The sequence below is a fragment of the Leptospira fletcheri genome, assembly GCF_004769195.1.
GTDB classification, from domain to species: domain Bacteria; phylum Spirochaetota; class Leptospiria; order Leptospirales; family Leptospiraceae; genus Leptospira_B; species Leptospira_B fletcheri.
This window is the reverse complement of the sequence record NZ_RQET01000004.1, coordinates 1,261,410-1,285,559: the sequence shown is the minus strand read 5'-3', so window position 1 is coordinate 1,285,559 and position 24,150 is coordinate 1,261,410. Positions and strand designations below refer to the sequence as shown.

Genomic DNA, 24,150 nt, shown 5'->3' with positions numbered 1-24,150 from the left:
AAAATCGAGACAACTAGGCCTACTGAAGCAACTTGACAGGAGATCTCTTCACACCAAACTGGTCAAAAATCGAGACAACTAGGCCTAGAATACGATGTTCGCGATCATATCTGTCGGGAATCGACAATTTAAAGTAACCCAGGATTCTGAATTCCTGACGGAAAAAACCGGAAAAAAACCCGGAGACACCTTCGATGCTAAGGTTTTACTGTTCGCGGAGAACAACAAGGTTCATATCGGTTCTCCCGATCTGAAATCCGCTAAGGTCTCCTTGAAGGTCGTGGATGACGTCAAAGGCGAAAAAATCCGCGGATATATTTATAAAAAGCGCAAGAACTCCCAAAGAACCTGGGGCCACAGACAACAGCTCCAGAAACTAAAGGTAGTTTCCCTCTCGGCGGTTTGATCCGAGTAAAAATCCTCCGAAAGGGAGAAGGGTTTCAGGGCCTTGAATCGGTCGGACACGCATCGACTCGACAGGGCGCCAAAGGATCCAATCTACTCTGCGCGGCGGTCGGAACTCTGGTCCAATCCTTATACCTCCATCTCTGGAAGGAAGGAAAGGCGGAATCCGCGGAAATCCGGGACGGTTTCTTGAAATTCGAGATCCGCTCCGGTTACGAGACAGATCTTCATGTCCGAGCAAACTTCGATTTCGTAAGGGACGGACTGGAAAATTTGAGGGAACAATATCCCTCTGAAATAGAACTCATAGGAGAATAGACGATGGCACATAAGAAAGGTGGCGGTTCTTCGAAAAACGGACGGGATTCCCAATCCAAGCGTCTCGGCGTCAAACGTTTCGGTGGAGAGCTGGTTCTGGCCGGGAATATTCTGGTTCGCCAAAGAGGCACCAGGCTCCAGGCCGGAAAAAATGTCGGATTAGGAAAAGATCATACTCTTTTCTCCTTGGTCCATGGTAGAGTGAAATTCGAGCAGGTCACCAAGACCAAAATGCAAGTTTCGGTTTATCCGGAATAAAGCCAGCTCCTATACCATTAGGAGATTTTGAAAAGAAAGGCCGCTGAGGAATCCTCCTCGAGCCTTTCTTTTTCTGTTTCAGGACGATAAACCAAAATGGAAAAGTTCGTAGACGAAATCGTAATCGAGGTGACTGCGGGCCACGGCGGAGCCGGTTCCATGCATTTTCGTCACGAGAAATATGTAGAGTTCGGCGGACCCGATGGAGGTGACGGAGGAATAGGAGGAGACGTCTTATTCCGAACGAACCTTTCCATGATCACCTTGGACCGGTATCTTACGAAAAGAAAGTTCCGGGCTATGGAGGGATTTCCGGGAGAAGGAAACAACCGCTCCGGAAAGAAAGGCGAAGACCTGATTCTTTTCGTTCCCCTAGGAACCCAAATTTACGACGAAGACAGCGGTGAACTTCTTTTCGACTTCATCGCCGACGAATTGGAATTCTGCGTAGCGAAAGGAGGACGGGGAGGAAAAGGGAATTCCCATTTCAAATCCTCCACTCACCAAGCGCCGAAATTTTCCCAACCTGGAGAAGACGGAGAATACAAACACCTTCGTCTCAGCCTAAAATTGCTCGCAGATGTGGGCATCGTAGGACTTCCGAACGCAGGCAAGTCCACCCTACTCTCCAAAATCACGGAGGCCCATCCTAAAATCGCGGGCTACGCCTTCACCACCCTTTCTCCCAATCTGGGAGTGGTAAAGAGAAGGGGAGATATCTACCGGTATACGATCGCGGATATCCCGGGAATCGTAGAGGGGGCGAGTAAAGGGATCGGCCTCGGACTCTCCTTTTTGAGGCACATAGAGCGGGTAAAAGGGATCCTTTACGTCTTCGACGCCAGCGCTTTGGATATAGAATCCGACTTCAAAATGCTAAGAGCGGAATTAGAAACTTATAATAAACAATTACTAGACCGTCCCCATTTGATCGTATTGAACAAGATCGATGTGTGGGAAGACCAAAACTTCACCAAAGAACTTCTGGAATCCGTTTCTTCCTTGGGGAAAGTGATTCCGATTTCTGCAAAGGAATCGGTCAATCTGGAGCGATTACTGGAAATCATGGACGAAACTTTCTTTAAACACGAATTGGAAAAGCATAAGGTAACCGACGAAGAAAGACAAGCGACGGAAGGCCAGGATGAATAGATCGGATTTGGACGAAAAAATCCGTAACGCGAACACCGTCGTAATCAAGATCGGCTCTGCCAGACTATCTGGCTCGGAAGAGGAAGTGAACGATTTTCTATTCCAATTGGTAGCGGATGTGCGCCACCTACGCGATCAGGGAAAAAAAGTCGTAGTGGTTTCCTCGGGCGCGATCGCACGGGGAAGAAAAATGTCGGAAACTCTTCCCTCAATCGTGAACGCCGGAGACTCGCTTTCCGAGAAGCAGGCCTTGGCCGCGATGGGACAGAATCGTCTCGTCAATCTCTACGACAGTTTTTTTTCCAAGGTCAACCTACCCATCGCTCAGATCCTATTCGGAGTTCTGGATCTGGAAACGGGAGAAGGATTCAAAAACCTGAAAAGCACATTCCGCCAACTCCTGGACTGGGGGGTGCTCCCGATCGTGAACGAAAACGATTCGGTCGCCACGGAAGAACTTAAGTTCGGAGACAACGACGTTTTGTCCGCCGTGGTCAGTCTAATCGTAGAAGCCGATATCCTCGTCATCCTCACGGGAGTCTCCGGTTTTCTTCGGGAAGGAAAAACCGTTTCCTATCTTCCGGAAGTCGGTTCGGAGGAACTCGCAAACGCGGGAGGCCCGAGCGGACCGGGAACAGGCGGGATGTACACCAAACTTAAGGCGGCGACCATCCTAAAAGAGGCCGGAATCCCTACGGGAATCATAGACGGAGCGGAGAAAAACTGCGTGCGTCGTTTCTTGGAAGAGAATAGACTGGGGACATTGGTGGGAGGAAACGGCAAAAACCGTTCCTATTCCGAGGAGGAGATCAAGTCTATCCTCCAGTCCAAGAGAAACGGAGGAACATCCAGATGATCCAAAGATCCGTCGAACTCGAATACGTGGAGGAACTCTGCCGTAAGGCCCAGACCGCCTCTCGTGAATTACGAAAACTGAATACTTTCCGAAAAAACTCCGTCTTGGAAAAACTCGCCGAAGCCTTACAGGCGAGAAAATCTACAATCCTTTCGGAGAACTCCAAGGACCTGACCGCAGGGAAAGAAAAGGGATTGTCGGAAGCGATGCTAGATCGTTTAGCCTTGGATGAAAAGAGAATCTCCAATCTCTCTAAGGCCGTATTGGAAATCAAGGCCCTCCCCGACCCGATCGGAGAAGTGGTCCGCGGACTCACTCTTCCTAACGGAATCAGACTCTCTACAAAGCGAGTCCCCCTAGGCGTAGTGATGGTGATCTACGAGTCCAGACCGAATGTGACGATAGACGTGGGAGCCCTTTCCTTCAAATCGGGGAACTCCTGCATTTTAAGAGGAGGAAGCGAAGCTTTCCATTCGAATCGTATCCTCTCCGACATCTTTCGGGATTGTATTTCTGCCGCGGGAATTTCTCCGGACGTCGTCACCTTCGTGGACCAAACGGATCGCGAATTCATGCTCCCTTTCCTGAAACAGACCCGCACCGTGGACTTGGTCGTTCCTAGAGGGGGCGAAGGGCTGATCCGTTTCGTTTCCGAAAACTCTCTGATTCCTGTGGTCAAGCACGACAAAGGAGTCGTAAATCTGTACATAGATAAGACGGCCGACCCTAAAAAAGCGGTCCCGATCGCGCTGAATTCCAAAGTGCAGCGCCCGGGAGTCTGCAACGCGGTCGAAAATTTGGTTCTCCATTCCGGCTATCCTCATTCCAAAGAACTGTTGCAATCCCTCTCCGAGAAAGGAGTCCGACTTTTGTTGGATCCTCCTTCCCTGGCTCTGTTTCCTTCCGGCGAACCGGTGAAAAACGAGAATTATTGGGAGGAATTTTTGGATCTCCGACTCTCCGTAAAAACGGTGGATACCATCGAAGAAGCGGTGCATTTTATCTCGGAAACTTCTTCCGGTCATACGGAGGCCATCGTGACTGAGGATCTGCAAGCGGCGAACTACTTCAAAGAATCCTTAGACTCGGCTGCACTCTTCGTGAATCTCTCCACAAGATTCCATGATGGAGGGGAATTCGGACTAGGCGCGGAAGTGGGAATCTCCACCGGCAAACTTCATGTTCGAGGACCGATGGGCCTGGTCCACCTTACGACTACGACCACATTCGCGGAAGGAGAAGGTCAGGTCCGGAGTTGATTCCGAAACCTAGAGAGAACTCATGCCCATTCCTGCCGCGATGCCGAACGTAACGGGAATTTTCGGCGGCAGTTTCGATCCTCCTCACCTCGGACATCTCGGAATTGCGGAATCTTTTTGGCGGGAATTTCCGGAGGCCTCCGAACTTTGGATCCTTCCCAACTCCCTCTCTCCCGCAAAAAACGAAAAGCACGTTTCCACCGGAATCATTCTGGACATGCTCCACCTCCAATTCGGAGAAATGAAAAACACGAGGATTCTGGATCTGGAACTGCAAAAATCCGGCCCGAGTTATACGTACGATACCTTGTCCGAACTGAAGAGAATCATGCCGGAACGGGATTATCTTCTGCTGGTGGGAGAAGACCAGTACGCCGCATTTCATCTCTGGAAAGAATGGAAAGGAATCCTATCTCTTGTAACGACCCTTCTCGTATTTCGCAGAACTTCCGAGATCACTCCCCTCAATCCTGAGTTGGATCGATTCCGCGAAAAGATCGTTTTCTTGAAGAACCCGATCGTTCCCGCCGCTTCCTGCGACCTCCGACAAGAACTTCCGGAAGCGATCCGGACAAAGCGGAAACCGATTGCGCTCACCGAGGCAGTGTGGCAAAAGATTCTAGAGACGAACTCGTATTCGAAGTGAACCCATGAACCCGGAAACGATACAAAAACAAACGGAATACTTCATCCGGATCGTTCCGGAGGAAATCACAGTGACCCGCTGGGAACATAGCCTGAGAGTCGCGGAGATTGCAAGGGAACTGGCCGAATTCCATGCTCCGGATTTTTCCTCGCACGCATATTTGGCCGGAATCATCCACGACATCACGAAACAAAAAACGAAGGACTTCCACCTGAATGTTTTTCGGGAAGCGAAGGACGAGGAAGGCCCCCTACTTCCGGAAGCCGCCTGGCATGCCCGTTCCGCGTATCACTACCTGAAGGGAAAATACGGACTTTCCAACGAATCGATTTTAGGCGCAGTCAAGCACCATACTTTAGGTGGGGACGGATTGGGAGTTTTAGAGTGCATTCTGTATGCTTCCGATTTTTTAGGGTCGGATTTTGCGGAAAGACAAAAGGATTACGCCGAATGGAGAGAAGAAGCCAGGAGAAATCTCTATCAGGGAGTTCTGAATAAGGCGGTCCATACGCTTTCCGATTTGTTGGAAAATCGAAAGGAAGTCCATCCCAGAACGATCGGAATGTATCACTTCGCTTTGGGGAAAATATCCAATTGACATCCGGCTTTTTACGAGCGAAATGGAACCGAGGCTTTGCTTTTGGGTTCCTCTAAATCTTCGAAACCGTCCTTTCTACTTCCCCTTTCGATCACGATAGGCGTTCTGCTGGTCGTCGTAATTTTTTTCCTATTCAAACAATTACGAAGAACCGGACTGGACGAAAAGATCGGTTCCGGCAAACCCATCCATATCCTAATCCATGCAGTGGGGGCGGAGGATTCCTATGAATTCGGCCTTTTGGCCACGATCTTTCCCTCTCAAGAGAGAGTGGCTTTATTTTTCGTACATCCGATTACTACGTTCGAAGATCCCGATGACACTCTCGAACAATTAAAATCCAAGGCCCAATCGGCGGTCGCGAACGCGTTGGAAGATATTCTCGGATCCAAACCCACTTACAAGATCAAAGTGGATGCTCCCTCTTTCATCCGACTCGTAGATCTACTGGGGGGGTTACCGGTCTACACGGACGATCGCACTTCCAAAAATTCCCCCACTTACGGGAGAACTCCCGGGCTTTATACCTATTCCGGAAATGATGTCTACGATTACGTTTCCCACATGGAAAAACGGGAAACCCTGGACTATCTGGATAGAATCAGCCGCCAGGAAAGTGCCGTCCTTACACTTTACGAAACTATGTATGAAAACCGAGACCTTTTAAACGCGAGTTGGTCGGAGTTCGCGTTTTCCCTCGTGGACACGAACCTTTCCAAAGAGGACTTCTATTCTCTTTTGAAATTCATAACCTCCCGCAGATTCGTTTTCGGAGTTACGGAACTCCCGGGAGAACCTTCCCAAGATCCGAAAACCAAACGATTGTATCTAAAGGCGGACCTAGCTAGGGCTGCTGCTGCATTCCGCAAGTTCCAAAAGGACGTTTCCTCCGAAATATTCGCGGACGGGGAATTCGCACGGACGGAAGTCTTGAACGGGACAGAAGTCGCGGGCCTCGCCAAAGACGTAAGAAGCATTCTGGCGGACAAAAGGATTAAGGTCCTCTCCGCGGATAATGCTTGGACCAAAGACGTCAAGAAAACTGTAATCCTAGACCGTTCCGGAAATACCGCGGTTTCCGATAAGATTTCCTCCGTACTGGATAAGACGAAAGTGTATCACGTACTACGCAAAGACCTAGGTTTGGATTCCACCGTTCTCCTCGGTTCCGACATCCAACCTAAAAAATGAAAGATATGACTCCAGCCTCTAAAAACACCCCGAAAGAAACGTTAGAAATTCTGAAAGCCGTCCATAAGATTATGAAGGACAAAAAGTGCGAAGAGATCGCTGTGTTGAATCTCGAATCGGTCAATTCCTACTTAAGTTATTTCGTAATCTGCACCGTTAATTCCGCGGTCCAGGCAAACGCGGTCGCCAGAGAAATCAAAAAAACCTTGAAGTCGTTTAAACTTCCGCATAAAGAGACGGACAAAACGGGAACCTCCGCCTCATCCGGTTGGACTCTCATCGACTACGGAGAATTCATCATCCACATCATGACTCCGGAAAAAAGGGAGTTTTACAATTTGGATCGTCTTTGGAGGGACGCGGAAAGAATTCCTATGGAATGACCGGTCGCGACGATTCGGAAAATTCCCGATTTAAACCAGTTTGTCTCTTAGAGTCTCCCACTTGGATACCGGCAATTCGCAACTGAAATCCCGACAAAGATAGGCACGGACCCCGCCTTCGGAAACGCGACCTTTGAGCAAAGAAGTCCTTTCTCCCAATTCCTCCGCTTCCTTGTCCGTCGCCCAGACCAGAACCAGGTCCGGCAGAAACAAGGAGCCGATTCCTTTCCAGAATGGCAGGAGTTCCTCCTTGGCGGAATAAACGATCGCAAGTTCTCGTGAAACGACGCTTCGGAGCCAATAAGCGGAAAGCATATAAGGATAATTCATCGGAGTCGTCTCGAGTTCCTTTTTGAAATAGGAGAAAATCGAGTCCGCATACTTCCCGTATTTTTCCGATTCGATCCCCATTTTCGCCAAAAGAGTGAAAGCGTATGCGAAAGAGCTGTTCGCAGAAGGTTCCACACCGTCATAACCGTCCACACTGCGCCGAAGTAGAAGGTCTTCCGCGTCCGAACCGGTATCGAAGAAAACTCCTGCGGGAGTATGGAAAAGTCGAACCGCTTCCTCCGAATATCGTAACGCCAAATTCAGATATCTCAGACCTTTTCCCGCCTGGAAAAGAAAAAGAGAAGCTAAGATAAATTCCGCATAATCAGTCGAGTATCCTAGAAATCTCGCTTCTCCCTCGCGATACCTTCGTAGCAATCTGCCGTCCTCCCGGATCAATTTCCTTTCCAGAAAATGGAAGGATTCCTCCGCTGTACCCAAAAGCTCCCCATCGCCGAAAGCGAGCGCGGCCTTAGTGGCGGCTTTTACAAAAAGACAATTCCAGGAAAGAAGTACCTTATCGTCGAGCAAGGGACGAATCCGAGAGGATCTCCTTTCCAGAAGTTTCTTCCGACTCCTGATCACGATTTCGTTCAGCTCTTCCGGTTCCAATCCGTGCTTTCTCGCGAAATTCACTCGGAACGTTTCGTGCAAAATATTACTATTTTCGAAATTTCCCGGTTCGGTTACGTTCCAAAACTCCTCTAGCAACTTTGCATCCGAACCGCAAACCTCGTGGAATTCTCTCCTGGACCAGACGTAAAATAGGCCCTCTTCCCCTTCTGAATCCGCGTCCTCCGCGCTGGAAATCCCTCCTCCGGGAAGTTTCATATCCCGAAATAGATATTCCAATACGTCATACGCTGCTTCCTTGTATTTCTCGTCTCCGGTAACCTGGAAACATTCCACCAGGGCCTCCAGGAAAAGGGAATTGTCGTAGAGCATTTTTTCGAAATGAGGAACCAACCATTTATGATCCGTGGAATACCTGCACAATCCTCCGCCGATCTGATCGTAGATTCCGCCCTTCTTCATAGCGGTCAAAGTCTCCTCTACCATCTCTAGAGCCTTGGATTCTCCCGCACTCTTATGAAACCGGAGCAAAAAGGAGAGCCCCATACTGGATGGAAATTTATTGTTCCCGTTCGTTCGGAAACCGGCGTAATCCGGATCGTAAAATCGATCGTACATCCGAAAACAATTCTCGAACACGGAACGTTCCGGCAAGGAAAGATCCTCGCTCCGATGTAGCGCCTTCGTCTCTTCCGAATCCTTTAAAAATTGTGCCAGTTCCTCGGAGGCCTCCACGAGCTCCTCAGCCTTTTCCTTCCACAAATCCGAAAGAATCCGGAGCACTTCCGTAAAACTTTTTTTCCCGTATTTCGGGACAGGAGGGAAGTATGTTCCTCCTGTGATCGGTTTTCCTTCGGGAGTCAGGAAAAGATTCAGAGGCCACCCGCCTTGCTGGTTCATCGCATGCAACGCGTCCATGTAGATTCGATCCACGTCCGGTCTTTCTTCGCGGTCGACTTTTACTGAAATGAAATGTTCGTTCAACACGTCTGCGGTGGCCCGGTCCTCGAAGGATTCCTTCTCCATCACATGGCACCAGTGGCATGTCGCATAACCGATGGAAAGGAAGACCAACTTATTTTCGGCTTTCGCTTTTTCAAAAGCCTCGCTCCCCCAAGGAAACCAATCCACCGGGTTCGCAGAATGTTGGAGTAGATACGGACTCTTTTCGGACGCGAGTCGGTTTAATTTCTTAGGAGTTCTGTCCATTTATTTCTCTAGCATTAGACTTTTCTCTCAATGTTTTCGATTTGGCAAATTCTTCCGAGCCGAAAACCATGCTCCGTAAGGAAGATTATCGAAGTCATGCAGAGCGTCCAAGCCGTTCCTTTCTTAAGGAAAATTTATTTCCGGCTTTTTTTGGCTGGGGCTCTGTCCGTACCAGGTTCCCTTTTTGCCCAGGAGGCCGAACCGTTCTCCCCCAACAAACCCGTGCTTCACCTCTCCCTAAAAGAGGCGGTCAATTACGTTCTGGCAAACAACCTAACTGTCAAAAATGCCAAAATGGAATACGTCAAGGCGGATTCCGACTTTCTAAAGAACGACTCCAAATACGCTTGGACTCTGGTTGGTTCTTTCACTTCTGTAAAGACGGGACTTCCCTCGAACCGAAATAACATCATCTCCGGAACGAAAATATCGAACGACCGGATGGCGATCGGAATCCAAAAGCAATTCGAAACCCAAACGTATTTCAGCTTCGAAGTCAGCAACACACGATTCGACACGAACGCTTTGGAATCTGCTGCGTCGGCGGCGCCCCTCGGAGCCTTGGGTCCTTTGTTGGCCGCGCCTCCCCAATACACCAGCGCATTGACCGCTACTTTGAGTCAGGAACTGTTGAAATATAGTTTCGGAAAGACCGACAAGCAGCGTCGTAAAATGCTCCAGCAAAACGCGGTTATCAAACGGGACAACCTGATCGATACACTTTCCCGCCTCGTCGTCCAGACGTTGGTCGATTACTGGACTCTCAGTGTCTACGATTCCCAAGTCGCTACTTTCGAAAAATTGGAAAGAAACACCCGGGCGATCCGAGATATCACTGCGAGAAAAACGGGGCTCGGACTTTCCGAATCTTTCGAGCTGAACCAATGGAATTCCGCGGTAATGAACACCCAAAACAGTCTGGAAAAAGCCAAATTGGCAAGAGACACCGCGGAAAGGAACTTGGTTCGGGTTTTGAGCGTGGATCCTTCTTCCAAAATTGCCGGAATCACCGATTTGCAGGACAAGATTCCTGCAGACATACGACCGGAAAAGGATTACGAATACGCCTTACTGAATCGGATCGACTTAAAGAATCTGAGGAGACAAAAGGAAGTCGCCGACCTAGATCTGAAAATCAAGGAAGCGGAAGACATGCCCTCCCTTAAGATCAGTGGACGCTACTCTTCCCAAGGTCAAACGTTTCTAAACCCCCAAGCCAACTTCGTCAATCCGGATACCGGAGTTCTGTCCTTCAAATACCCGGATATGAACGCAAGTTTCAATCTTTCGTATCCGTTATTCGATTTGGGAATCAAGGCGAATATCCGGGACGCTAAAATCAAAGTAAAGGTATTGGCAAAGCAGGAAGAGGATTTGAAGGAACAGATCCGAGAGGAACTGAACGACCGTTTCGCTTCCCTTTCCGCAGGACAGGAATTGTTGGATTCGGCGATCCGCCAGAGAGACGAAGCCGAAAGTTATTATAAAGGCGTCCAAGTTCGTTACAGTCAGGGTCGTTTTACCGCAGTAGTGGTCAAACTCGCTCTGGATAATCTGATCAACGCGGAACTCCGACTCGCGCAGGCCAAGATCAACTTCAACGTGGACCTGATCCGATACAACTTGGCCAAGAATTACGTATTTGAAAAGTTCGGAGTGGAAGTCTCCAAAATCGTGGAAGAACTGTCCAAATACGATCCCGACGCGGAAAAAAAACCTTAATATCGCCCTTCCAAGCCTGAAAAACGGAGCCGCTCCTTTTCCGCTCTAAATTTTAGGCCTTTGGAATATTCGGAACTTCTAAAGGAATTGTTTCCCCTTCCAATGCCCGGAGGAACTCGATGAGATCCCTTTTTTCTTCCTCTGAAAGTCTTGCAGGCTGCGATTGCGGACCGGAAACCGCTTTGAAATGTCTTTCTTCGATTGCGTGATTTACGGCCTCTTCCAAGGACTCGAATCGTCCGTTATGCATAAAGGATTTCTTTCTGGTTACATCCCGTAAAGAAGGAGTCCGAATCCGATCCTTGGTTCCGGATACGCCGGTATTATGCATTTCCGAATCCGAGAAATTCGGACCTTGGTGACATTGGACGCATTTTGCTTTGTTTTGAAAAACGTCCCAACCGCGTTTCTGAGCGGGAGTCAGCGCCGCCTCTTCCCCCATCGCGAATCGATCAAAGTTGGAATTCCGGCTCAATATGGTTCTCTGAAAAGAAGCGATCGCGAATACGATCCTATCCAAAGTGATCTCGGGGCTACCGAAAGCCTTCTGAAACATTTCCCTATATTCGGGAACGGAAGAGATTCGCTTAACGACAGTAGCTCCGTTCTTAGACATGAGTTCGGAATACACCCTCTGCTTCACTACGTCCTCCAGATCCCGGGTTTCCGGATCCTTAAAAACGTCTTTGTAGAGCGTCACGTTCGTAAGGGTTTGGTCCACGTTTTGGTGAATCCTATTTCGTGGAACTCCTTCCGTATGGAAATCCGTGTCCTTGTACGTGGCGCAACTGAAGTCCTGCCCGAGAGAAAGACGTTTATCAAAATATAAAGTCTTTCCCAGTTCCACCTTATCCCGGTTATAGAGATTATTGCTGGGATGGATGACATTCCTCACGACGAAAGCCTGCAATTCCGGTACGGGCCTACGCTCTTTGCAGGAATTCAAACCGAACGTGATTGGAAAAAGAACGACGATCAAAAATCTATGGTTCATGCAAAAACCCGGTGCGCCATCTATTCCTCCAGCTTTCCCCAAATTCGGCCTTTGTCAATCTCCTATTTAGAGTAGCTCTAAACGCCGCTTTAACGCGAATGAATCGGTCTTCGACCGTGTCACAGAAACGGATTCCCGGAGTCTCTCTTTAGGAAACAGGAGGAAAAAATGGAATCTAAATCCGTAATTATCGTCGGTGGTGGATACGCTGGAATCGTGGCGGCAAATCGACTGGCCAGAAAAAAATTGCCGATACGAATCCTATTGATCACGGGAAACGAAACGTTCATCGAAAAGATCCGAAACCACCAGGAAATCGCGGGAACGAATTCGAAATTTTATTCCGTGCGGTCCCTGCTCAGGAAGGAAGTGGAACTAAAAACGGGATTCGTAGAAAGCATCCTCAAGGAAAAACAAAGGGTTCGTTTAACGAACGGAGAGGAATATCCTTATGATTTTTTAGGATATACCTTAGGAATGAGAGCCAAAACTGGCGAGAGATTTCCGGAGACGTATCATTCGATCGCGGAAGAGAAGGATTGCAAACGGATTCGACAAGAACTTTACAAAAATCCGGGTCGAAGGATCACCGTGCTCGGAGGAGGCTTGACCGGAATCGAAACCGCTTCCGAATTAGCGGAACGTTTTTCGGACGCGAAGATCGCCCTCGTCGACTCCGGACAGATAGGCGGAAATTTCAACGCGGAAGCTGCGATGTACATGCGGGAAACTCTACTAAAATTGGGAGTCTCTTTATTCGAAAACCGGAAAGCGATTTCCTTTTTACCCGACGGAATCCTCACGGATACGGGAGAAAAAATTTCCCACGACATCTGCCTACTTTCCGCAGGACTCTCTGCTTCTCCCGTCGGAACCGAATCCGGTTGGAAAACGAATGAACTCGGTCAGGTTCTCGTCTCGGAAACCTTGCAGGTTCCCGACAAATGGAATATCCTTGGAGCCGGGGACGGAATTCGAATCCTAGGGGAGGGACATTCCCATTTGAGAATGTCTTGTGCCACCGCTCTTCCTATGGGAGTGTACATGGCCGAACGCATCTCGTTTTTATTGGGAACAAAAAGCGAAATCGGATCCAAGCCTTTCTCGCTCGGGTATGTGATTCGTTGCGTTAGTTTAGGCAGAAAATACGGTTTGATACAGCATCTCAATCCGGATGATACTCCGAAACATTCTTTCTGGAAGGGACGGTTCGGAGCGATGGTCAAGGAACTGATCTGCAAATTCACCGTCTTTTCTTTTAAAGCCGAAAAATATTTCGATTTTTACAATTGGCCGGCAGGTCCTAAACTGGATCGAATCGCCGAACCTCGAAGTGAAAAAGCGATCGTGGCCGCGGGAAAATAAGACAAATGGATAAGCTCGGGCAATTTCTGGAACACAAGAAGCTGCTATTCGGGATAGCGTATAGAATGACCGGCAGCGTAGTCGACGCTGAAGACATCGTGCAGGAAACCTTTCTGAGATGGGAAAGATCCTCCGCCGAAAAAATCCGTTCTCCTAAGGCCTTCCTTTCCACGATCGCGACACGATTATCTCTGGATAATCTGAGAAGGTCCAAGAGAAAACGCGAAACCTATATCGGTCCATGGTTGCCCGAGCCCATGTCTCCGATTCCGCAGGAAGAGTTCGTCGGAATGGAAGAGGAGACTCTAGACCTGGCCTTTTTACACCTATTAGAAAAATTGAATCCGATCGAGAGGGCCGTCTTTCTGCTGCGGGAATCGTTTTCTTTGGGCTATCCTGTCATTGCGGAAGCCGTAGGCAAAAGTCAGGAAAACTGTCGCCAAATCCTGAAACGCGCCAAGACTGCGCTGAAGTCGGATCGCAGACGATACCCCGCCGATACGGAAATGCGAAGGACTCATCTTCGGAATTTTCTACTCGCGACGACCAAAGGGGATCCGAGCTATTTGATCCCGTTCTTCCGGGAAGAAATCATGATGTGGTCCGACGGCGGAGGAAAGGTGAACGCGGCAAGGGTTCCGATCGTAGGAAAAGATAGAGTCGCTACGTTCCTACATCGCGTACGAAAAAACCCTCTCAGAAAAAAACTTCGCTTCTATTTCTCCTATGTAAACGGCGCGGAATCTCTGATAGGATATTCCGGAGAACGACCGATGTATTTCCAGAATTTCATCATCGAACCGGACGGAATCTGGAGAATCTATACCGTCTTAAACCCGGATAAACTTTCCGCATTTTCCGACAAAGACAAGCTGATACGGGAAGGCTCTTTGATTCCGATCGAATCTTTTCTATTATTCCCGAATCCTCAACCTTCGGGATTCCAGAAATGGATGACTCCCGTGGTAAAATTGGTCCGCTGGGTTCTCTGGTAATTTTCCATATGCGTCCCAAATGGGGAAAGATTCGGTCGTTCGGGAAAATTTCTAGTTAACATAGGATAATCCTCTTTCGGCCCCTTTTACGTTCGGGATTATTGACTTTGTATCATTCATAGTTTTCTAATATAGTAATGAAACTAAGGTTGATAATTTTATATATGATCGGATTTACGATATTCAGCGTGTTTTGCGGAGTCAATAAGACTGTGATCGAAAATCGAGCAAACTCTCGGATTACGGACGAGGAGAAACCGAGCGGATATTTCGAATCCAAATTCGGCAAGGTGGCTTATTGGGTCCAAGGGAAAGGAAAAACGATATTCCTATTGCATTCTGCGGGCCACGACCATCGGGATTTCGAAGCCATCCTTCCGACCCTCGCCTCCAAATTTCGAGTGATTCGCTTGGACTGGCCCGGCCACGGAGAATCCGAAAATCCTTCTCCTCCCTCCTCGGCTTCCGCGGTATCGATCGCGGAACTTCTGCAGGAAATCGCTCCCAAACTTGCGCCCGAAGGAGCCGTTTTTTTAGGAAATTCCGTGGGCGGGTTTGCGTCCTTAAAAATGGCTTTGGAAAAACCGGAACTGGTAAAGGGCCTGGTCCTTGTCGATACGGGAGGGATGAATGCTCCCGATTTTGCGACGCGTACATTTTCCAACCTGAAAGGAACTTTATGGTTCACCAAACTTTCTTGGACTGCCTTTCCTAAATATTATCTAAAAATCCGAAATGAATACACGAACCTAATTCTGGAGCAAATCCGGAAAAAAGGGGAACAGGAAGGAGCAAAGGAAGTGAACGCCGCGATCTGGAAGAGTTTTCTGGATCCGAAACACGACCTCAGAGAAAAAGTCAAAGATATCCGCCAGCCTACTTTGATCGTATGGGGAATACAGGATCCGGTACTGGAACCGAGTCTTGGAAAAACTCTGCACCGGGAAATCAAGAATTCGCGGATCGTATTCCTAAAAACGGGTCACGTACCTTTTGCGGAAGATCCCGATGCCTTCTTAAAAGTCCTGGTACCTTTCCTGGATTCCGTATTGTAACGGAGGCGTTTTGGGATTGCAAAAAGCAGGATCGGATGACTCTTAAAGGAGAGACATCCGATCTTGGAACCAGAACTGATCCGACAGGAAAGTCCCGAATGGGACCGAATTTTTCAGACCATCCAAAAACTCTCCGGAATGCCGAAAGAAATTTGGAACCGAGCGGAAGGACTCTATTCTTTTCGAAAGCTCGAGTACGGCGATTTTTTCGTAAAACAGGGAAAGGTTCCCACCGAATTCGCCTTCGTTTTTTCGGGACAGCTCCGCGAATACTATCTTACCGACCAAGGCGATGAATACATTAAAAGTTTCTGTTTTCCGGGAGAATTTACCGGCTCCTATTTCGACCTTCTTTCGGAGCACCCGTCCACTTGCAATATTCGCGCCTTATCCGATTGCCTACTAGGAGTAGCGAACTTTGCCGATTTTACTTCGTTATACGAAGACCATCCCGCTTGGGAAAGATTGGGAAGAAAGACGGCGGAATTTCTGTTTATTAAGAAAGCGAAACGCGAATACGAACTTCTGGCTCTTTCCGCGGAACAAAGATACGAATCCTTAAAAAAGGCCTACCCGAAAATTGAGGAATCGATTCCGCAATACCATATCGCTTCTTATCTCGGGATCACACCCGTAAGCCTGAGTAGAATTCGATCGAAACTTTCCAAGGCGGGAAGTTAAAAAGAAAACGCCGGAAGAAAACTCCCGGCGTTTCTCTGCAATTAGCGCTAAATGTTTAGCGAATTACTTTGCGGATGCGGCTTCGCGAATCACGTAAGCAGCGATCTCGTTCTTCTGAATCTGGGTCGTTCCTTCGAAGATACAAAGGATTTTTGCGTCCCTCATCAGCTTCTCCACCGGATATTCTTTCGTATATCCGTAACCGCCGTAAATCTGAACCGCGTCCGTAGCCGCTTTCATTGCAGTCTCGGAACAGTACGCTTTTGCGATTGCGGAATACTTCGGAAGACGAGGATCTTCCGCGTCGGACATGCGTGCGGACAGATAACAGATCTGACGAGCCGTCTCGACTCCGATGGACATGTCGGCGAGCATGTGTTGCACCGCTTGGAAGCTGGAGATCTTGGATCCGAATTGCTCCCTTTGGCGAGCATACTTGGACGCGTGATCCAATGCAGCTTGCGCCACGCCCACACCCATAGCAGCCACGTAAGGACGGGATGCGTTCAGAGTTTGAAGAGCGTAAATGAATCCGAGGTTTTCCTTCCCGATCATGTTCGCTTCTTCCACCGCACAGTCTTCGAAGATGATCTGACGGGTATCGGAAGCACGGATTCCGAGCTTATCTTCTTTTTTACCTACGATCAAACCCGGAGTGTCGCGTTTTACGTAGAAGCAGGAAACTCCGCGGGTTCCGCGTCCCTTGTCGGTATAAGCGAATACCGTATATGCTCCCGCGCTACCGCCGCCGGTGATCCATTGCTTGGTTCCGTTGATGACCCATTTGTCACCTTTCTTAACGGCAGTAGTGCTCATTCCCGGAACATCCGAACCTGCTCCCGGTTCGGAAAGACAGAAGGAAACTCCGTATTCTCCGTCGACTACCGGTTGAAGCCATTTTTTCTTTTGTTCATGACTTGCACCTTTCATGATTGGAAGAATTCCCAAACCGGTGTATCCGAAACAAAGGCTAATCCCGAGACATCCTCTGGAAAGCTCTTCGGTCACAAGGCATTGTTCTATGGAACCCAACCCCCAGCCGCCGTATTCTTCGGGGATAGTTAGGCCGTTTACGCCCAATTCCTTTCTCATTCGATTGATCAATTCTTCGGGGTGCTTATTCTCTTCGTCCCAGTGGATCGCTACTTCGTGGGTGATCTCTTTTTTTACGAAATTACGGATCGTATCCCGAATTTCGATCTGTTGCTCAGTCAGTTCCTGGTACATTGGTTCCCTTCTTAAGAGGTTTCTGTTCCTAGTTTTTGAGGAGCGGGGATTAGATCAACCAAAACCTTCCCAAAATGCCGACCAAATCGTCCTGAATGGGACAGAATTCCGAGAAAACCCGAATTTTTATCGAATTTGGCCTTTCTAAACAAGTTTTTTATACAGAACGTTCGTTCTGTTTTTATTCATTTCTATAAGAAGGCTAAAATCGGAACATACAAGAGAGGAACAAGAAAGAGCCGACCCCTTCATTCAAAGTTTCGTAACTGAAATCTTCTCCGGTTGCCGTCTTTAATTCTTGCTATTTCTCTTTTTTATGGAAGTACTGGACTAGGTCTCTGGATCCCGATGACGATCCGGACAAAGAGCCGTTTAGCGCTCTGTTAAGCGAATCAATGATGAAGATGAAAATGCGCCCCTCCTCTACTTCGTTCGATGCTTCCGAGAGACAGAGTTCGTATGCTTGGCTGGTTTTTGCCCTCTGTCTTGTATTCGTAGAAAATTGTTTCCTAAATCCGATTTTCAAACCCTTGGTCTTTCCGGCGGAAAATAGCAATCCGGACTTTACCGCACTGATCGGTGGGCTACTAGGCAATGCAAACCAAAAAGCCCCCGTTGCTTCCGCTGGAGGGGCCACGGCTGCCCCGGTATTAGACACAACTCCTCCGGTACCCGGCGGATCCGGAATCATTTCCGCAGTTCCTTCCGGGACTTACTCGGGTTCCACCAAAGCGCAAGTGACCCTAAGCTGGACGGCAGGTACGGATAACGTAACTTCTCAAGCGAATCTGACCTACCAAGTATATTATTCTTTAAGCAATAACCTGACGACGCTGACAAATACTTTGGCGAACGGCACCCCCTTCTCCACAACTCAAGCCGGACTTTCCGAAATCGCAGTCAACCAACTCTTTGCGAAGACTGCGTATTACTTCAACGTCGTCCTTACGGACCAGGCGGGGAACCAGAGCATATATACTTCGCAGCCGTCCACAATGATGCCCGCAGTCTATATTTTCGATTCCGTCAGTAACAACCAGGGAAATATAGGCACGAGAACGAATGCGGATACCCTCTGTGCGAATAGAATCTCCTCGATCAGTCAGACCTCTTATCCCTGGAAAAACAGTTGTTCGATCGTGAATGCGTTCATTTCCCTAAGTCCCGCAGACACCGTCTCGAACATTTTAAAGTCGGTGAACGCGGGAGTGATCGTATTGGGAAGCCAAGGAATGATCCTAGCTTCGGATAAAGTACAGCTAACGAGCGGGACAATCCAAAACACGATCCGAAATGCGCTTCCGGAATACAGCAGCGGAGCCGGGTGGTGGAGCTTTTCGGATTTTACCGGACAATTCGTTTCGGTAGATAGTTGTGCCAATGCCACTTCGAATTCCGGCGGGGTATCGGGAAGGATCGGATTTCCCGATATAACTTCTTCGGCATGGATCGACGATGCGATTAACGGAGAAGGATCCCCGAGCGGAGCAACCTGCGACATATTCAGGACGGTATTTTGTATCTGTTATTGATGTTACGAAGATTATTCTACGGCCAGAATCACTGAAGAGGCGCTAAAGAAAGCGTATATTTCTTTCCCGACTTCCAATTGCAAATTTTTTCGAGCTTGGCTGGTCAGGATAGAAATCATCACGTTCCCTCCGGACAACTCTATCGACACTTCGTCGTTAACGCTTCCTTCCGCTATGGAAAGCACGGTTCCTTCTAGGCGATTTTCCGCGCTGATCGAAAGATTCCGATCGGTGGAAAGCAAAATAAACGAGGCCTTGATCAAAGCGTAAGCCGACATTCCCGTTTTTAAACCTAGATTCTGGACGCTTTGGTTCGTAATCGTCGCGATAATTTCCTGATTCCCTTTCAGCGAAAGAGTCACTTCCGAATTGACGGCCCCGCGAAGGATTCCCTTTACTTTTCCATAAAACTGATTTCTAGCGCTGGTTCTCACGGCAATCCGTCTCAAAAAATTCAGCAGTTCGGTAGGATGACGCATCCGCTTGCTCAAACGATCCAGGAATTTTTTGTGCTCCTCTTCTACGATATCGAATAATTCCAGAGTTTCCCTGGCCTTAGGCGTAAGCCTGGCCCCTCCTCCGTGCATTCCCCCGACAACCTTTTCCACCAAAATCTCTTTGTATAAATTATTCATTAAATCGATCGAATCCCAAGCCGTTTTATAGCTGATCCCGACCGCACGAGCAGCTTGGGAAATGGAACCGCAGGCCTCCACCGCCTTAAGCAATTCGATCTTATCTTTGCCCAAAAAATTGGCTTTATCGTTCTTCAGCGAAAGGGCTCCGTCGAAACGAATCTTGTCCTTCATACCCACATTCCTTAGAAAATACTAAAAGAAACCGAACCCCCGAAAGCTGCAAAAAAGATTTTCAAAAAAACGTTTACTTGTCGCTATATAATTTAAAATATAGCGGCTGCGACTTCAACGAAAAAGAGACTCAAATGCGAAAAATCCGTAACTTGTTTCAACAGATTGGAATTCGTTTAATTTATTTTGTTATCACAACTTTTCTTTTTACGGGGAACATCATCCATGCGGAAAGCTCAAGTACCGAAAACGCGACTTCTCAGTCTGGCGGAAATTCCGTAACACCCGATTCTCCCGGATCCGTTCCTCCTACTGCCCCCGCAGCGAATACTGAAGCGCCCCCCTCATCTTCTCCCGTCAAGGAAACGGTTCAGGAACCGTACAAAAGTCCGTTGGTGGGCAAACTTACGACGGAGTACCTGCGCTCCCTGCAATTGACTCCGGAGCAAAACAAAGCGGTAAGAAGCAGCAAGGAACTTTGGTTTCAGGATAAGTACAGAGTGGGATTCGCACTCAGGCCCAGATACGAATCTTCTTTCAATCCGGATTTCGACAAGACGACTCCTGACAATAAGAATGTGTTCACGAACCAGACCCAGGCCTACTTGATTGGAGACATCAACAAACATCTTCTTTTTAAACTGACTTTGGAAGATGTACGCCAGTGGGGAGGAAGCCAAACTCCGGCAGGAACGAACGACTCCCGTTTCGGACTTACCGGGAATGCGGGTACGTTGTACAACACCTCTACGCAAAAGACGGTCCCCGTCTCTAATCCCACCTCCTTCCGAGAGGCGTTTTTGGAGATTCGAATGATGGACGAAGCGCTGAAACTCAGGATCGGAAGGCAGATCCTGGAATTCGGAGACGGCCGGATCGTTGGTGCCAGAAACTTCAATCAGATCGGAAACGCTTTCGACGGACTTCGTTTCACCGCAAAGAAAGGAGATCATAGTTTCGACGTCTTCGGAACGGTCCTGAGTTCGCAGAACAACGCAAGTGGACTCGTTACCGCGAATGGAGCCACGAATAATTCTCTAGGAGACGCATATTTCGTCGGTACCAACTATTGGATCAAATTAGCGAATTGGATCGGAGGCGACTTTTACGATTTTACCCTTCTAAAAAGAGCGATAGTAAGCCCGACCGCTCCGGTCTACGATTCGGAACTTCGAACGAGACAAAGCGATCAACTGAATACCTACGGATTCCGACTTACGAATCGTACCCAAAACAACGCGCTTCCCGACGGATACAAATGGGATTGGACCGTCGAAGCCGCTTGGCAAGGAGGATCCACTGGACAAAGGGTAGGCACTTCATGGTTGCAATCCCCCGGAACTACAAGCATCAACATCAACGGGCAAGCGATACAGAACGAAAACCAAAAATACGACGCTCACTTTCTCGCGCTTCAGACCGGGTATTCTCCCGTGGCCCCTCTCAGAGTGGGTGTCCAGTACGTGTACGCTTCCGGAGATCCCAATAGGAACGATTCCTCGGTTTCCACTTGGAATCCTCTGTTCGGGGCAAGAAGGGCCGCAGGCGGCGCAATTCCCTGGTCGGGGGCCAATATTTCCGGCGTAGTATATTGGCAGAACGTAAAAGACTATTCCATAAACATAAAATACGATTCCGGAAAATGGGGAATATTCACTTTCGTATCACATTTATATTATAAAGCGAAATTACAGGACGGATATTACAATAACAACGGTTATGTCGCGGGAAGCACCGAAGACGCTACGAATCAGAACGCAAACAACGCCTCCGCACAACGTCTGGGTAAAAAGATCGCATCCGAAATCGACCTAATCTACCAAGTCACTCCGTATGAAAATCTTTCGATCTGGGCGGGGATGGCTTTCCTCCATGCGGGAGACGCGATTACGAACGCAAAAGTGAATCTTTCCAATCCGAATCCGGCGCTGCAATATACGAATCAGCCCAATTCCACGTATTTCTTTTTACAATCGGTTTTCGCAATCTAACAAGGGAGTCCATTATGAAACGAATCAAGCAGTACCTTTTATCCCTCCTCCTTCTCTTTTCCGTTTCCTTACATGCGGAAAAGATCACGATCGCGGCCGCATCCGATCTGAAATTCGCCATGGATGAAATCGTGGTCTCCTTCAAAAAAGCGAATCAGGGAGAGGAAGTGGACGTGGTGTACGGATCGTCCGGAAAATTTCAGACTCAGATCCGCCAGGGCGCGCCCTTCGACCTATATTTTTCCGCGGATATCGCTTTCCCACGTGAACTTGTAAAGGAAGGTTTTGCGTCTGGGGAAGTCGTTCCTTACGCATTAGGAAGGATCGTACTTTGGAGTGCGAGTCTAGATGCTACAAAGGCGACCTTATCCGTTTTGACGGATCCGAAAATCAAACGTATCGCGATCGCGAATCCGAAGCATGCCCCGTACGGCAAGAGAGCAGAAGAAGCGTTGAAAGCCTCCGGCCTTTGGGAAAAAGTGCAGGAGAAATTGGTTTTGGGGGAAAACATAGCCCAAACCGCCCAATTCGTAGAGACCGGCAATGCTGAAATCGGAATCATAGCGCTTTCCTTGGCACTCAGTCCCGAGCTGGCAAAAAAAGGCGGCTATTGGCTGATTCCGGAAAATCTTCACGAACCTTTGGAACAAGGCTTTATCGTAACAAAGCGCGCAGCCGATCTCTCTTTGGCAAAAAAATTCGTCGAACATATTCGCGCAAAATCCTCGCGGATGATCATGAAGAAATACGGCTTCGTACTGCCGGAAGAAAATCCTACAAAATAGATCGTATATTCCGGATTTGTAAAATATTTCGGGAAGGAGGAGGGTCGTTATTCTTTCGGAGGAAGATCTACAGGCGATTTGGCTGACGATCCGTCTCGCAGGGTTGGTGACGATCCTGCTATTATTGATAGGAACGCCGGTGGCATGGTGGTTGGCCAACACGAAATCGAAATGGAAAGGACCGTTAGGAGCTTTCATCTCCCTGCCGTTAGTCCTTCCCCCGACCGTACTCGGATTCTATCTTCTGCTTCTCTTCGGCCCGAGCGGACCGGTCGGAGAATTGACGCGTTTTCTCGGCATCGGTCATTTGCCCTTCACTTTTTGGGGTTTGGTTCTAGCTTCCGTCTTCTATTCTCTTCCGTTCATGGTCCAACCGTTGCAGACCTCGTTCGAAGCGATTGGGGAGAAACCGCTGGAAGCTGCGGCCACTCTAGGAGCTTCGCCCTTGGATACGTTTTTTACCGTGGTCGTCCCTCTTTCTTTTTCAGGTTTCGCTGCGGCATCCGTACTTACCTTCGCCCATACCGTGGGGGAATTCGGGGTGGTGCTCATGATCGGAGGAAACCTCCCCGGGATCACTCGAGTCGCTTCCGTACAGCTTTACGATCACGTGGAGGCCTTCGAATATCCGCAGGCCCATCGTCTGGCCGTGTGCATGCTCATCTTTTCTTTTTTGGTCCTATTAGCGCTTTATATTCGACCGAACCGCATAAATAAAACATAATATGGAAGGAATAAGCGTAAATCTACGTTTCAAGCGGTCCTCTTTCACTTTGAACGTGAAATTCGAATTGCCGGGAAAAGGAGTGACCGGGATCTTTGGACCGTCCGGTTCGGGAAAGACGACTCTACTACGATGCCTTGCAGGATTGGAGAAAAACTCGAAAGGATCCGTCATCGTAAACGGAAACGTATGGCAAGACGAAAAAATTCGACTACCTGCGTTTAAAAGATCGATCGGCTACGTATTCCAGGAAGCAAATTTATTCCGGCACTTAAACGTGCGGGAAAATCTGATGTACGGAGTGGAAAGAAGCCGATCCGCCGAAAAAGAATCACATCTACGAAGAGCGATAGAATCCTTGGACATCGGTCCCCTCCTAGATCGGAGACCGGATCATCTTTCCGGAGGAGAAAGACAGAGAGTGGCCATTGCAAGGTCCCTCGCCGTCAACCCGAGTCTCCTCCTACTCGACGAACCCTTAGCGTCTTTGGATTCTGTCCGTAAAAAGGAAATTCTTCCGTATCTGGAACGGATTCACTTGGAATCCCGGATTCCCGTTCTGTATGTCAGCCATTCTCACGACGAGATCGCTAGACTTTCCGATCATCTATTAATCCTGGACGGGGGATCGGTCATCAGGAACGGCCCGATCGCTTCGACCCTATCAGGCCTGAATCCTCCCGTCAATCTCGGTGAAAATTGCGGAATCGTTTTAGATACCGTTGTAGGCGCGATCGAAGAGGAATGGTCGATGGCTAGATTGGATTTTTCGGACGGAGTCATCTGGACCTTGGATCGCGGAATTCCGATCGGATCCAAAAATAGGATCGTAGTTCTCGCAAAAGACGTCAGCGTAACTGCCGATCGGCCGGACCAAACGAGCATTCAAAACGCGTTACTCGCAAAGGTGGATGGAATTGCGGAGGACGAGCATCCGGGATTATTGCTCGTCCGTCTGAAAGTAGGAAAAACCTTTTTTCTATCTCGTTTAACGAAACGCGCCTCTTCCTTACTCGGCCTTTCGCAAGGGAAAGAAGTCTGGATCCAGATAAAATCGGTAGCGATTAAATGACCGTCCGAGGAATTCCGACC

At 48.6% G+C, this 24,150-nt stretch carries 24 protein-coding genes; 20 read left to right on the top strand and 4 right to left on the bottom strand.

All coding sequences use genetic code 11. The features are described from left to right. Positions 1-94 precede the first annotated feature (94 nt). From rplU to rsfS, 10 genes are all read left to right on the top strand, one after another. Positions 95-406, top strand: coding sequence for a 50S ribosomal protein L21 (gene rplU, locus EHO60_RS09375; RefSeq protein ID WP_135767837.1), 312 nt, complete (start codon positions 95-97; stop codon positions 404-406). Continuing rightward, the gene (locus EHO60_RS09370; RefSeq protein ID WP_135767836.1) at positions 403-723 is read left to right on the top strand and encodes a ribosomal-processing cysteine protease Prp; all 321 of its coding nucleotides are present in this window, start codon (positions 403-405) and stop codon (positions 721-723) included. Before rplU ends, EHO60_RS09370 begins: the two co-directional genes overlap by 4 nt. A 3-nt stretch (positions 724-726) precedes the next feature. Further along, positions 727-981 carry a 50S ribosomal protein L27 gene (gene rpmA, locus EHO60_RS09365; RefSeq protein WP_135767835.1) on the top strand — a complete coding sequence of 85 codons (255 nt, stop codon included), beginning with the start codon at positions 727-729 and terminating at the stop codon, positions 979-981. A 96-nt stretch (positions 982-1,077) separates the two neighbouring features. After that, complete coding sequence (obgE, locus tag EHO60_RS09360) at positions 1,078-2,133, top strand: GTPase ObgE (protein ID WP_135767834.1); 1,056 nt, start codon at positions 1,078-1,080, stop codon at positions 2,131-2,133. Then, positions 2,126-2,989 (top strand): glutamate 5-kinase, encoded by an 864-nt coding sequence (gene proB, locus EHO60_RS09355; protein WP_135767833.1) that lies wholly within the window; start codon positions 2,126-2,128, stop codon positions 2,987-2,989. The genes obgE and proB overlap by 8 nt, the downstream gene beginning before the upstream one ends. Then, on the top strand, positions 2,986-4,248 hold the full coding sequence (locus tag EHO60_RS09350) for a glutamate-5-semialdehyde dehydrogenase (protein WP_135767832.1): 1,263 nt from the start codon (positions 2,986-2,988) through the stop codon (positions 4,246-4,248). The genes proB and EHO60_RS09350 overlap by 4 nt, the downstream gene beginning before the upstream one ends. A gap of 22 nt (positions 4,249-4,270) precedes the next feature. Then, the gene (gene nadD, locus EHO60_RS09345; protein WP_210409330.1) at positions 4,271-4,894 is read left to right on the top strand and encodes a nicotinate (nicotinamide) nucleotide adenylyltransferase; all 624 of its coding nucleotides are present in this window, start codon (positions 4,271-4,273) and stop codon (positions 4,892-4,894) included. 4 nt (positions 4,895-4,898) lie between these two features. Continuing rightward, positions 4,899-5,492, top strand: coding sequence for a bis(5'-nucleosyl)-tetraphosphatase (symmetrical) YqeK (gene yqeK / locus EHO60_RS09340; RefSeq protein WP_135767831.1), 594 nt, complete (start codon positions 4,899-4,901; stop codon positions 5,490-5,492). Positions 5,493-5,534: 42 nt separating this feature from the next. Next, positions 5,535-6,683 carry an LCP family protein gene (locus tag EHO60_RS09335; RefSeq protein ID WP_135767830.1) on the top strand — a complete coding sequence of 383 codons (1,149 nt, stop codon included), beginning with the start codon at positions 5,535-5,537 and terminating at the stop codon, positions 6,681-6,683. Positions 6,684-6,688: 5 nt separating this feature from the next. Further along, positions 6,689-7,066, top strand: coding sequence for a ribosome silencing factor (gene rsfS / locus EHO60_RS09330; protein ID WP_135768027.1), 378 nt, complete (start codon positions 6,689-6,691; stop codon positions 7,064-7,066). Positions 7,067-7,096: 30 nt separating this feature from the next. On the opposite strand, the gene EHO60_RS09325 is transcribed toward rsfS, so the two are convergent. Then, complete coding sequence (locus tag EHO60_RS09325; RefSeq protein ID WP_135767829.1) at positions 7,097-9,178, bottom strand: thioredoxin domain-containing protein; 2,082 nt, start codon at positions 9,176-9,178, stop codon at positions 7,097-7,099. Positions 9,179-9,274: 96 nt separating this feature from the next. On the opposite strand from EHO60_RS09325, the gene EHO60_RS09320 reads away from it, so the two are divergent. Next, positions 9,275-10,900 carry a TolC family protein gene (locus EHO60_RS09320; RefSeq protein WP_135767828.1) on the top strand — a complete coding sequence of 542 codons (1,626 nt, stop codon included), beginning with the start codon at positions 9,275-9,277 and terminating at the stop codon, positions 10,898-10,900. Between the two features lie 52 nt (positions 10,901-10,952). Here EHO60_RS09320 and EHO60_RS09315 read toward each other — a convergent pair whose 3' ends face one another. Continuing rightward, positions 10,953-11,894 carry a cytochrome-c peroxidase gene (locus EHO60_RS09315; protein WP_135767827.1) on the bottom strand — a complete coding sequence of 314 codons (942 nt, stop codon included), beginning with the start codon at positions 11,892-11,894 and terminating at the stop codon, positions 10,953-10,955. Positions 11,895-12,062: 168 nt separating this feature from the next. On the opposite strand from EHO60_RS09315, the gene EHO60_RS09310 reads away from it, so the two are divergent. The 4 genes from EHO60_RS09310 to EHO60_RS09295 all read left to right on the top strand — a co-directional run bounded on the left by EHO60_RS09310 (position 12,063) and on the right by EHO60_RS09295 (position 15,990). Further along, positions 12,063-13,259, top strand: a complete 1,197-nt coding sequence (locus tag EHO60_RS09310; RefSeq protein ID WP_135767826.1) for an NAD(P)/FAD-dependent oxidoreductase — start codon at positions 12,063-12,065, stop codon at positions 13,257-13,259. Between the two features lie 5 nt (positions 13,260-13,264). Beyond that, positions 13,265-14,254: a sigma-70 family RNA polymerase sigma factor gene (locus EHO60_RS09305; protein WP_210409329.1), complete on the top strand. Its 990-nt coding sequence runs from the start codon at positions 13,265-13,267 to the stop codon at positions 14,252-14,254. 164 nt (positions 14,255-14,418) lie between these two features. Beyond that, positions 14,419-15,309, top strand: a complete 891-nt coding sequence (locus EHO60_RS09300; protein WP_246028214.1) for an alpha/beta fold hydrolase — start codon at positions 14,419-14,421, stop codon at positions 15,307-15,309. Positions 15,310-15,447: 138 nt separating this feature from the next. Next, complete coding sequence (locus EHO60_RS09295; RefSeq protein WP_135768026.1) at positions 15,448-15,990, top strand: Crp/Fnr family transcriptional regulator; 543 nt, start codon at positions 15,448-15,450, stop codon at positions 15,988-15,990. A 63-nt stretch (positions 15,991-16,053) separates the two neighbouring features. On the opposite strand, the gene EHO60_RS09290 is transcribed toward EHO60_RS09295, so the two are convergent. After that, the gene (locus EHO60_RS09290) at positions 16,054-17,217 is read right to left on the bottom strand and encodes an acyl-CoA dehydrogenase family protein (RefSeq protein ID WP_135767823.1); all 1,164 of its coding nucleotides are present in this window, start codon (positions 17,215-17,217) and stop codon (positions 16,054-16,056) included. 395 nt (positions 17,218-17,612) lie between these two features. Between EHO60_RS09290 and EHO60_RS17255 the strand changes: the two genes are divergently transcribed. Then, positions 17,613-18,749: a hypothetical protein gene (locus tag EHO60_RS17255; RefSeq protein ID WP_246028212.1), complete on the top strand. Its 1,137-nt coding sequence runs from the start codon at positions 17,613-17,615 to the stop codon at positions 18,747-18,749. Positions 18,750-18,760: 11 nt separating this feature from the next. Here the strand turns inward: EHO60_RS17255 and EHO60_RS09280 are convergent, their stop codons facing one another. Beyond that, positions 18,761-19,558 (bottom strand): TOBE domain-containing protein, encoded by a 798-nt coding sequence (locus tag EHO60_RS09280; RefSeq protein WP_135767822.1) that lies wholly within the window; start codon positions 19,556-19,558, stop codon positions 18,761-18,763. 152 nt (positions 19,559-19,710) lie between these two features. Here EHO60_RS09280 and EHO60_RS09275 point away from each other — a divergent pair, with 152 nt between their 5' ends. Genes EHO60_RS09275 through modC form a run of 4 tightly spaced genes read left to right on the top strand, consistent with a single transcriptional unit; the run spans position 19,711 to position 24,130 of the window. Then, entirely contained in the window at positions 19,711-21,549 is a 1,839-nt protein-coding gene (locus tag EHO60_RS09275; protein ID WP_246028211.1) for an alginate export family protein, read from the top strand. 14 nt (positions 21,550-21,563) lie between these two features. Then, complete coding sequence (gene modA, locus EHO60_RS09270) at positions 21,564-22,334, top strand: molybdate ABC transporter substrate-binding protein (protein ID WP_135767821.1); 771 nt, start codon at positions 21,564-21,566, stop codon at positions 22,332-22,334. 25 nt (positions 22,335-22,359) lie between these two features. After that, positions 22,360-23,058, top strand: coding sequence for a molybdate ABC transporter permease subunit (gene modB, locus EHO60_RS09265; RefSeq protein ID WP_210409350.1), 699 nt, complete (start codon positions 22,360-22,362; stop codon positions 23,056-23,058). Position 23,059: 1 nt separating this feature from the next. Continuing rightward, on the top strand, positions 23,060-24,130 hold the full coding sequence (gene modC, locus EHO60_RS09260; protein ID WP_135767819.1) for a molybdenum ABC transporter ATP-binding protein: 1,071 nt from the start codon (positions 23,060-23,062) through the stop codon (positions 24,128-24,130). Positions 24,131-24,150: the final 20 nt, after the last annotated feature.

Excerpts from the sequence above, each read along its gene's own strand:
- rplU (WP_135767837.1), top strand. The coding sequence starts at position 95 with ATGTTCGCGATCATATCTGTCGGGAATCGACAATTTAAAGTAACCCAG.
- rpmA (WP_135767835.1), top strand. The coding sequence starts at position 727 with ATGGCACATAAGAAAGGTGGCGGTTCTTCGAAAAACGGACGGGATTCC.
- obgE (WP_135767834.1), top strand. The coding sequence starts at position 1,078 with ATGGAAAAGTTCGTAGACGAAATCGTAATCGAGGTGACTGCGGGCCAC.
- proB (WP_135767833.1), top strand. The coding sequence starts at position 2,126 with ATGAATAGATCGGATTTGGACGAAAAAATCCGTAACGCGAACACCGTC.
- EHO60_RS09350 (WP_135767832.1), top strand. The coding sequence starts at position 2,986 with ATGATCCAAAGATCCGTCGAACTCGAATACGTGGAGGAACTCTGCCGT.
- nadD (WP_210409330.1), top strand. The coding sequence starts at position 4,271 with ATGCCCATTCCTGCCGCGATGCCGAACGTAACGGGAATTTTCGGCGGC.
- yqeK (WP_135767831.1), top strand. The coding sequence starts at position 4,899 with ATGAACCCGGAAACGATACAAAAACAAACGGAATACTTCATCCGGATC.
- rsfS (WP_135768027.1), top strand. The coding sequence starts at position 6,689 with ATGACTCCAGCCTCTAAAAACACCCCGAAAGAAACGTTAGAAATTCTG.
- EHO60_RS09325 (WP_135767829.1), bottom strand. The coding sequence starts at position 9,178 with ATGGACAGAACTCCTAAGAAATTAAACCGACTCGCGTCCGAAAAGAGT.
- EHO60_RS09320 (WP_135767828.1), top strand. The coding sequence starts at position 9,275 with ATGCAGAGCGTCCAAGCCGTTCCTTTCTTAAGGAAAATTTATTTCCGG.
- EHO60_RS09315 (WP_135767827.1), bottom strand. The coding sequence starts at position 11,894 with ATGAACCATAGATTTTTGATCGTCGTTCTTTTTCCAATCACGTTCGGT.
- EHO60_RS09310 (WP_135767826.1), top strand. The coding sequence starts at position 12,063 with ATGGAATCTAAATCCGTAATTATCGTCGGTGGTGGATACGCTGGAATC.
- EHO60_RS09305 (WP_210409329.1), top strand. The coding sequence starts at position 13,265 with ATGGATAAGCTCGGGCAATTTCTGGAACACAAGAAGCTGCTATTCGGG.
- EHO60_RS09300 (WP_246028214.1), top strand. The coding sequence starts at position 14,419 with ATGATCGGATTTACGATATTCAGCGTGTTTTGCGGAGTCAATAAGACT.
- EHO60_RS09295 (WP_135768026.1), top strand. The coding sequence starts at position 15,448 with ATGCCGAAAGAAATTTGGAACCGAGCGGAAGGACTCTATTCTTTTCGA.
- EHO60_RS09290 (WP_135767823.1), bottom strand. The coding sequence starts at position 17,217 with ATGTACCAGGAACTGACTGAGCAACAGATCGAAATTCGGGATACGATC.
- EHO60_RS17255 (WP_246028212.1), top strand. The coding sequence starts at position 17,613 with ATGATGAAGATGAAAATGCGCCCCTCCTCTACTTCGTTCGATGCTTCC.
- EHO60_RS09280 (WP_135767822.1), bottom strand. The coding sequence starts at position 19,558 with ATGAAGGACAAGATTCGTTTCGACGGAGCCCTTTCGCTGAAGAACGAT.
- modA (WP_135767821.1), top strand. The coding sequence starts at position 21,564 with ATGAAACGAATCAAGCAGTACCTTTTATCCCTCCTCCTTCTCTTTTCC.
- modC (WP_135767819.1), top strand. The coding sequence starts at position 23,060 with ATGGAAGGAATAAGCGTAAATCTACGTTTCAAGCGGTCCTCTTTCACT.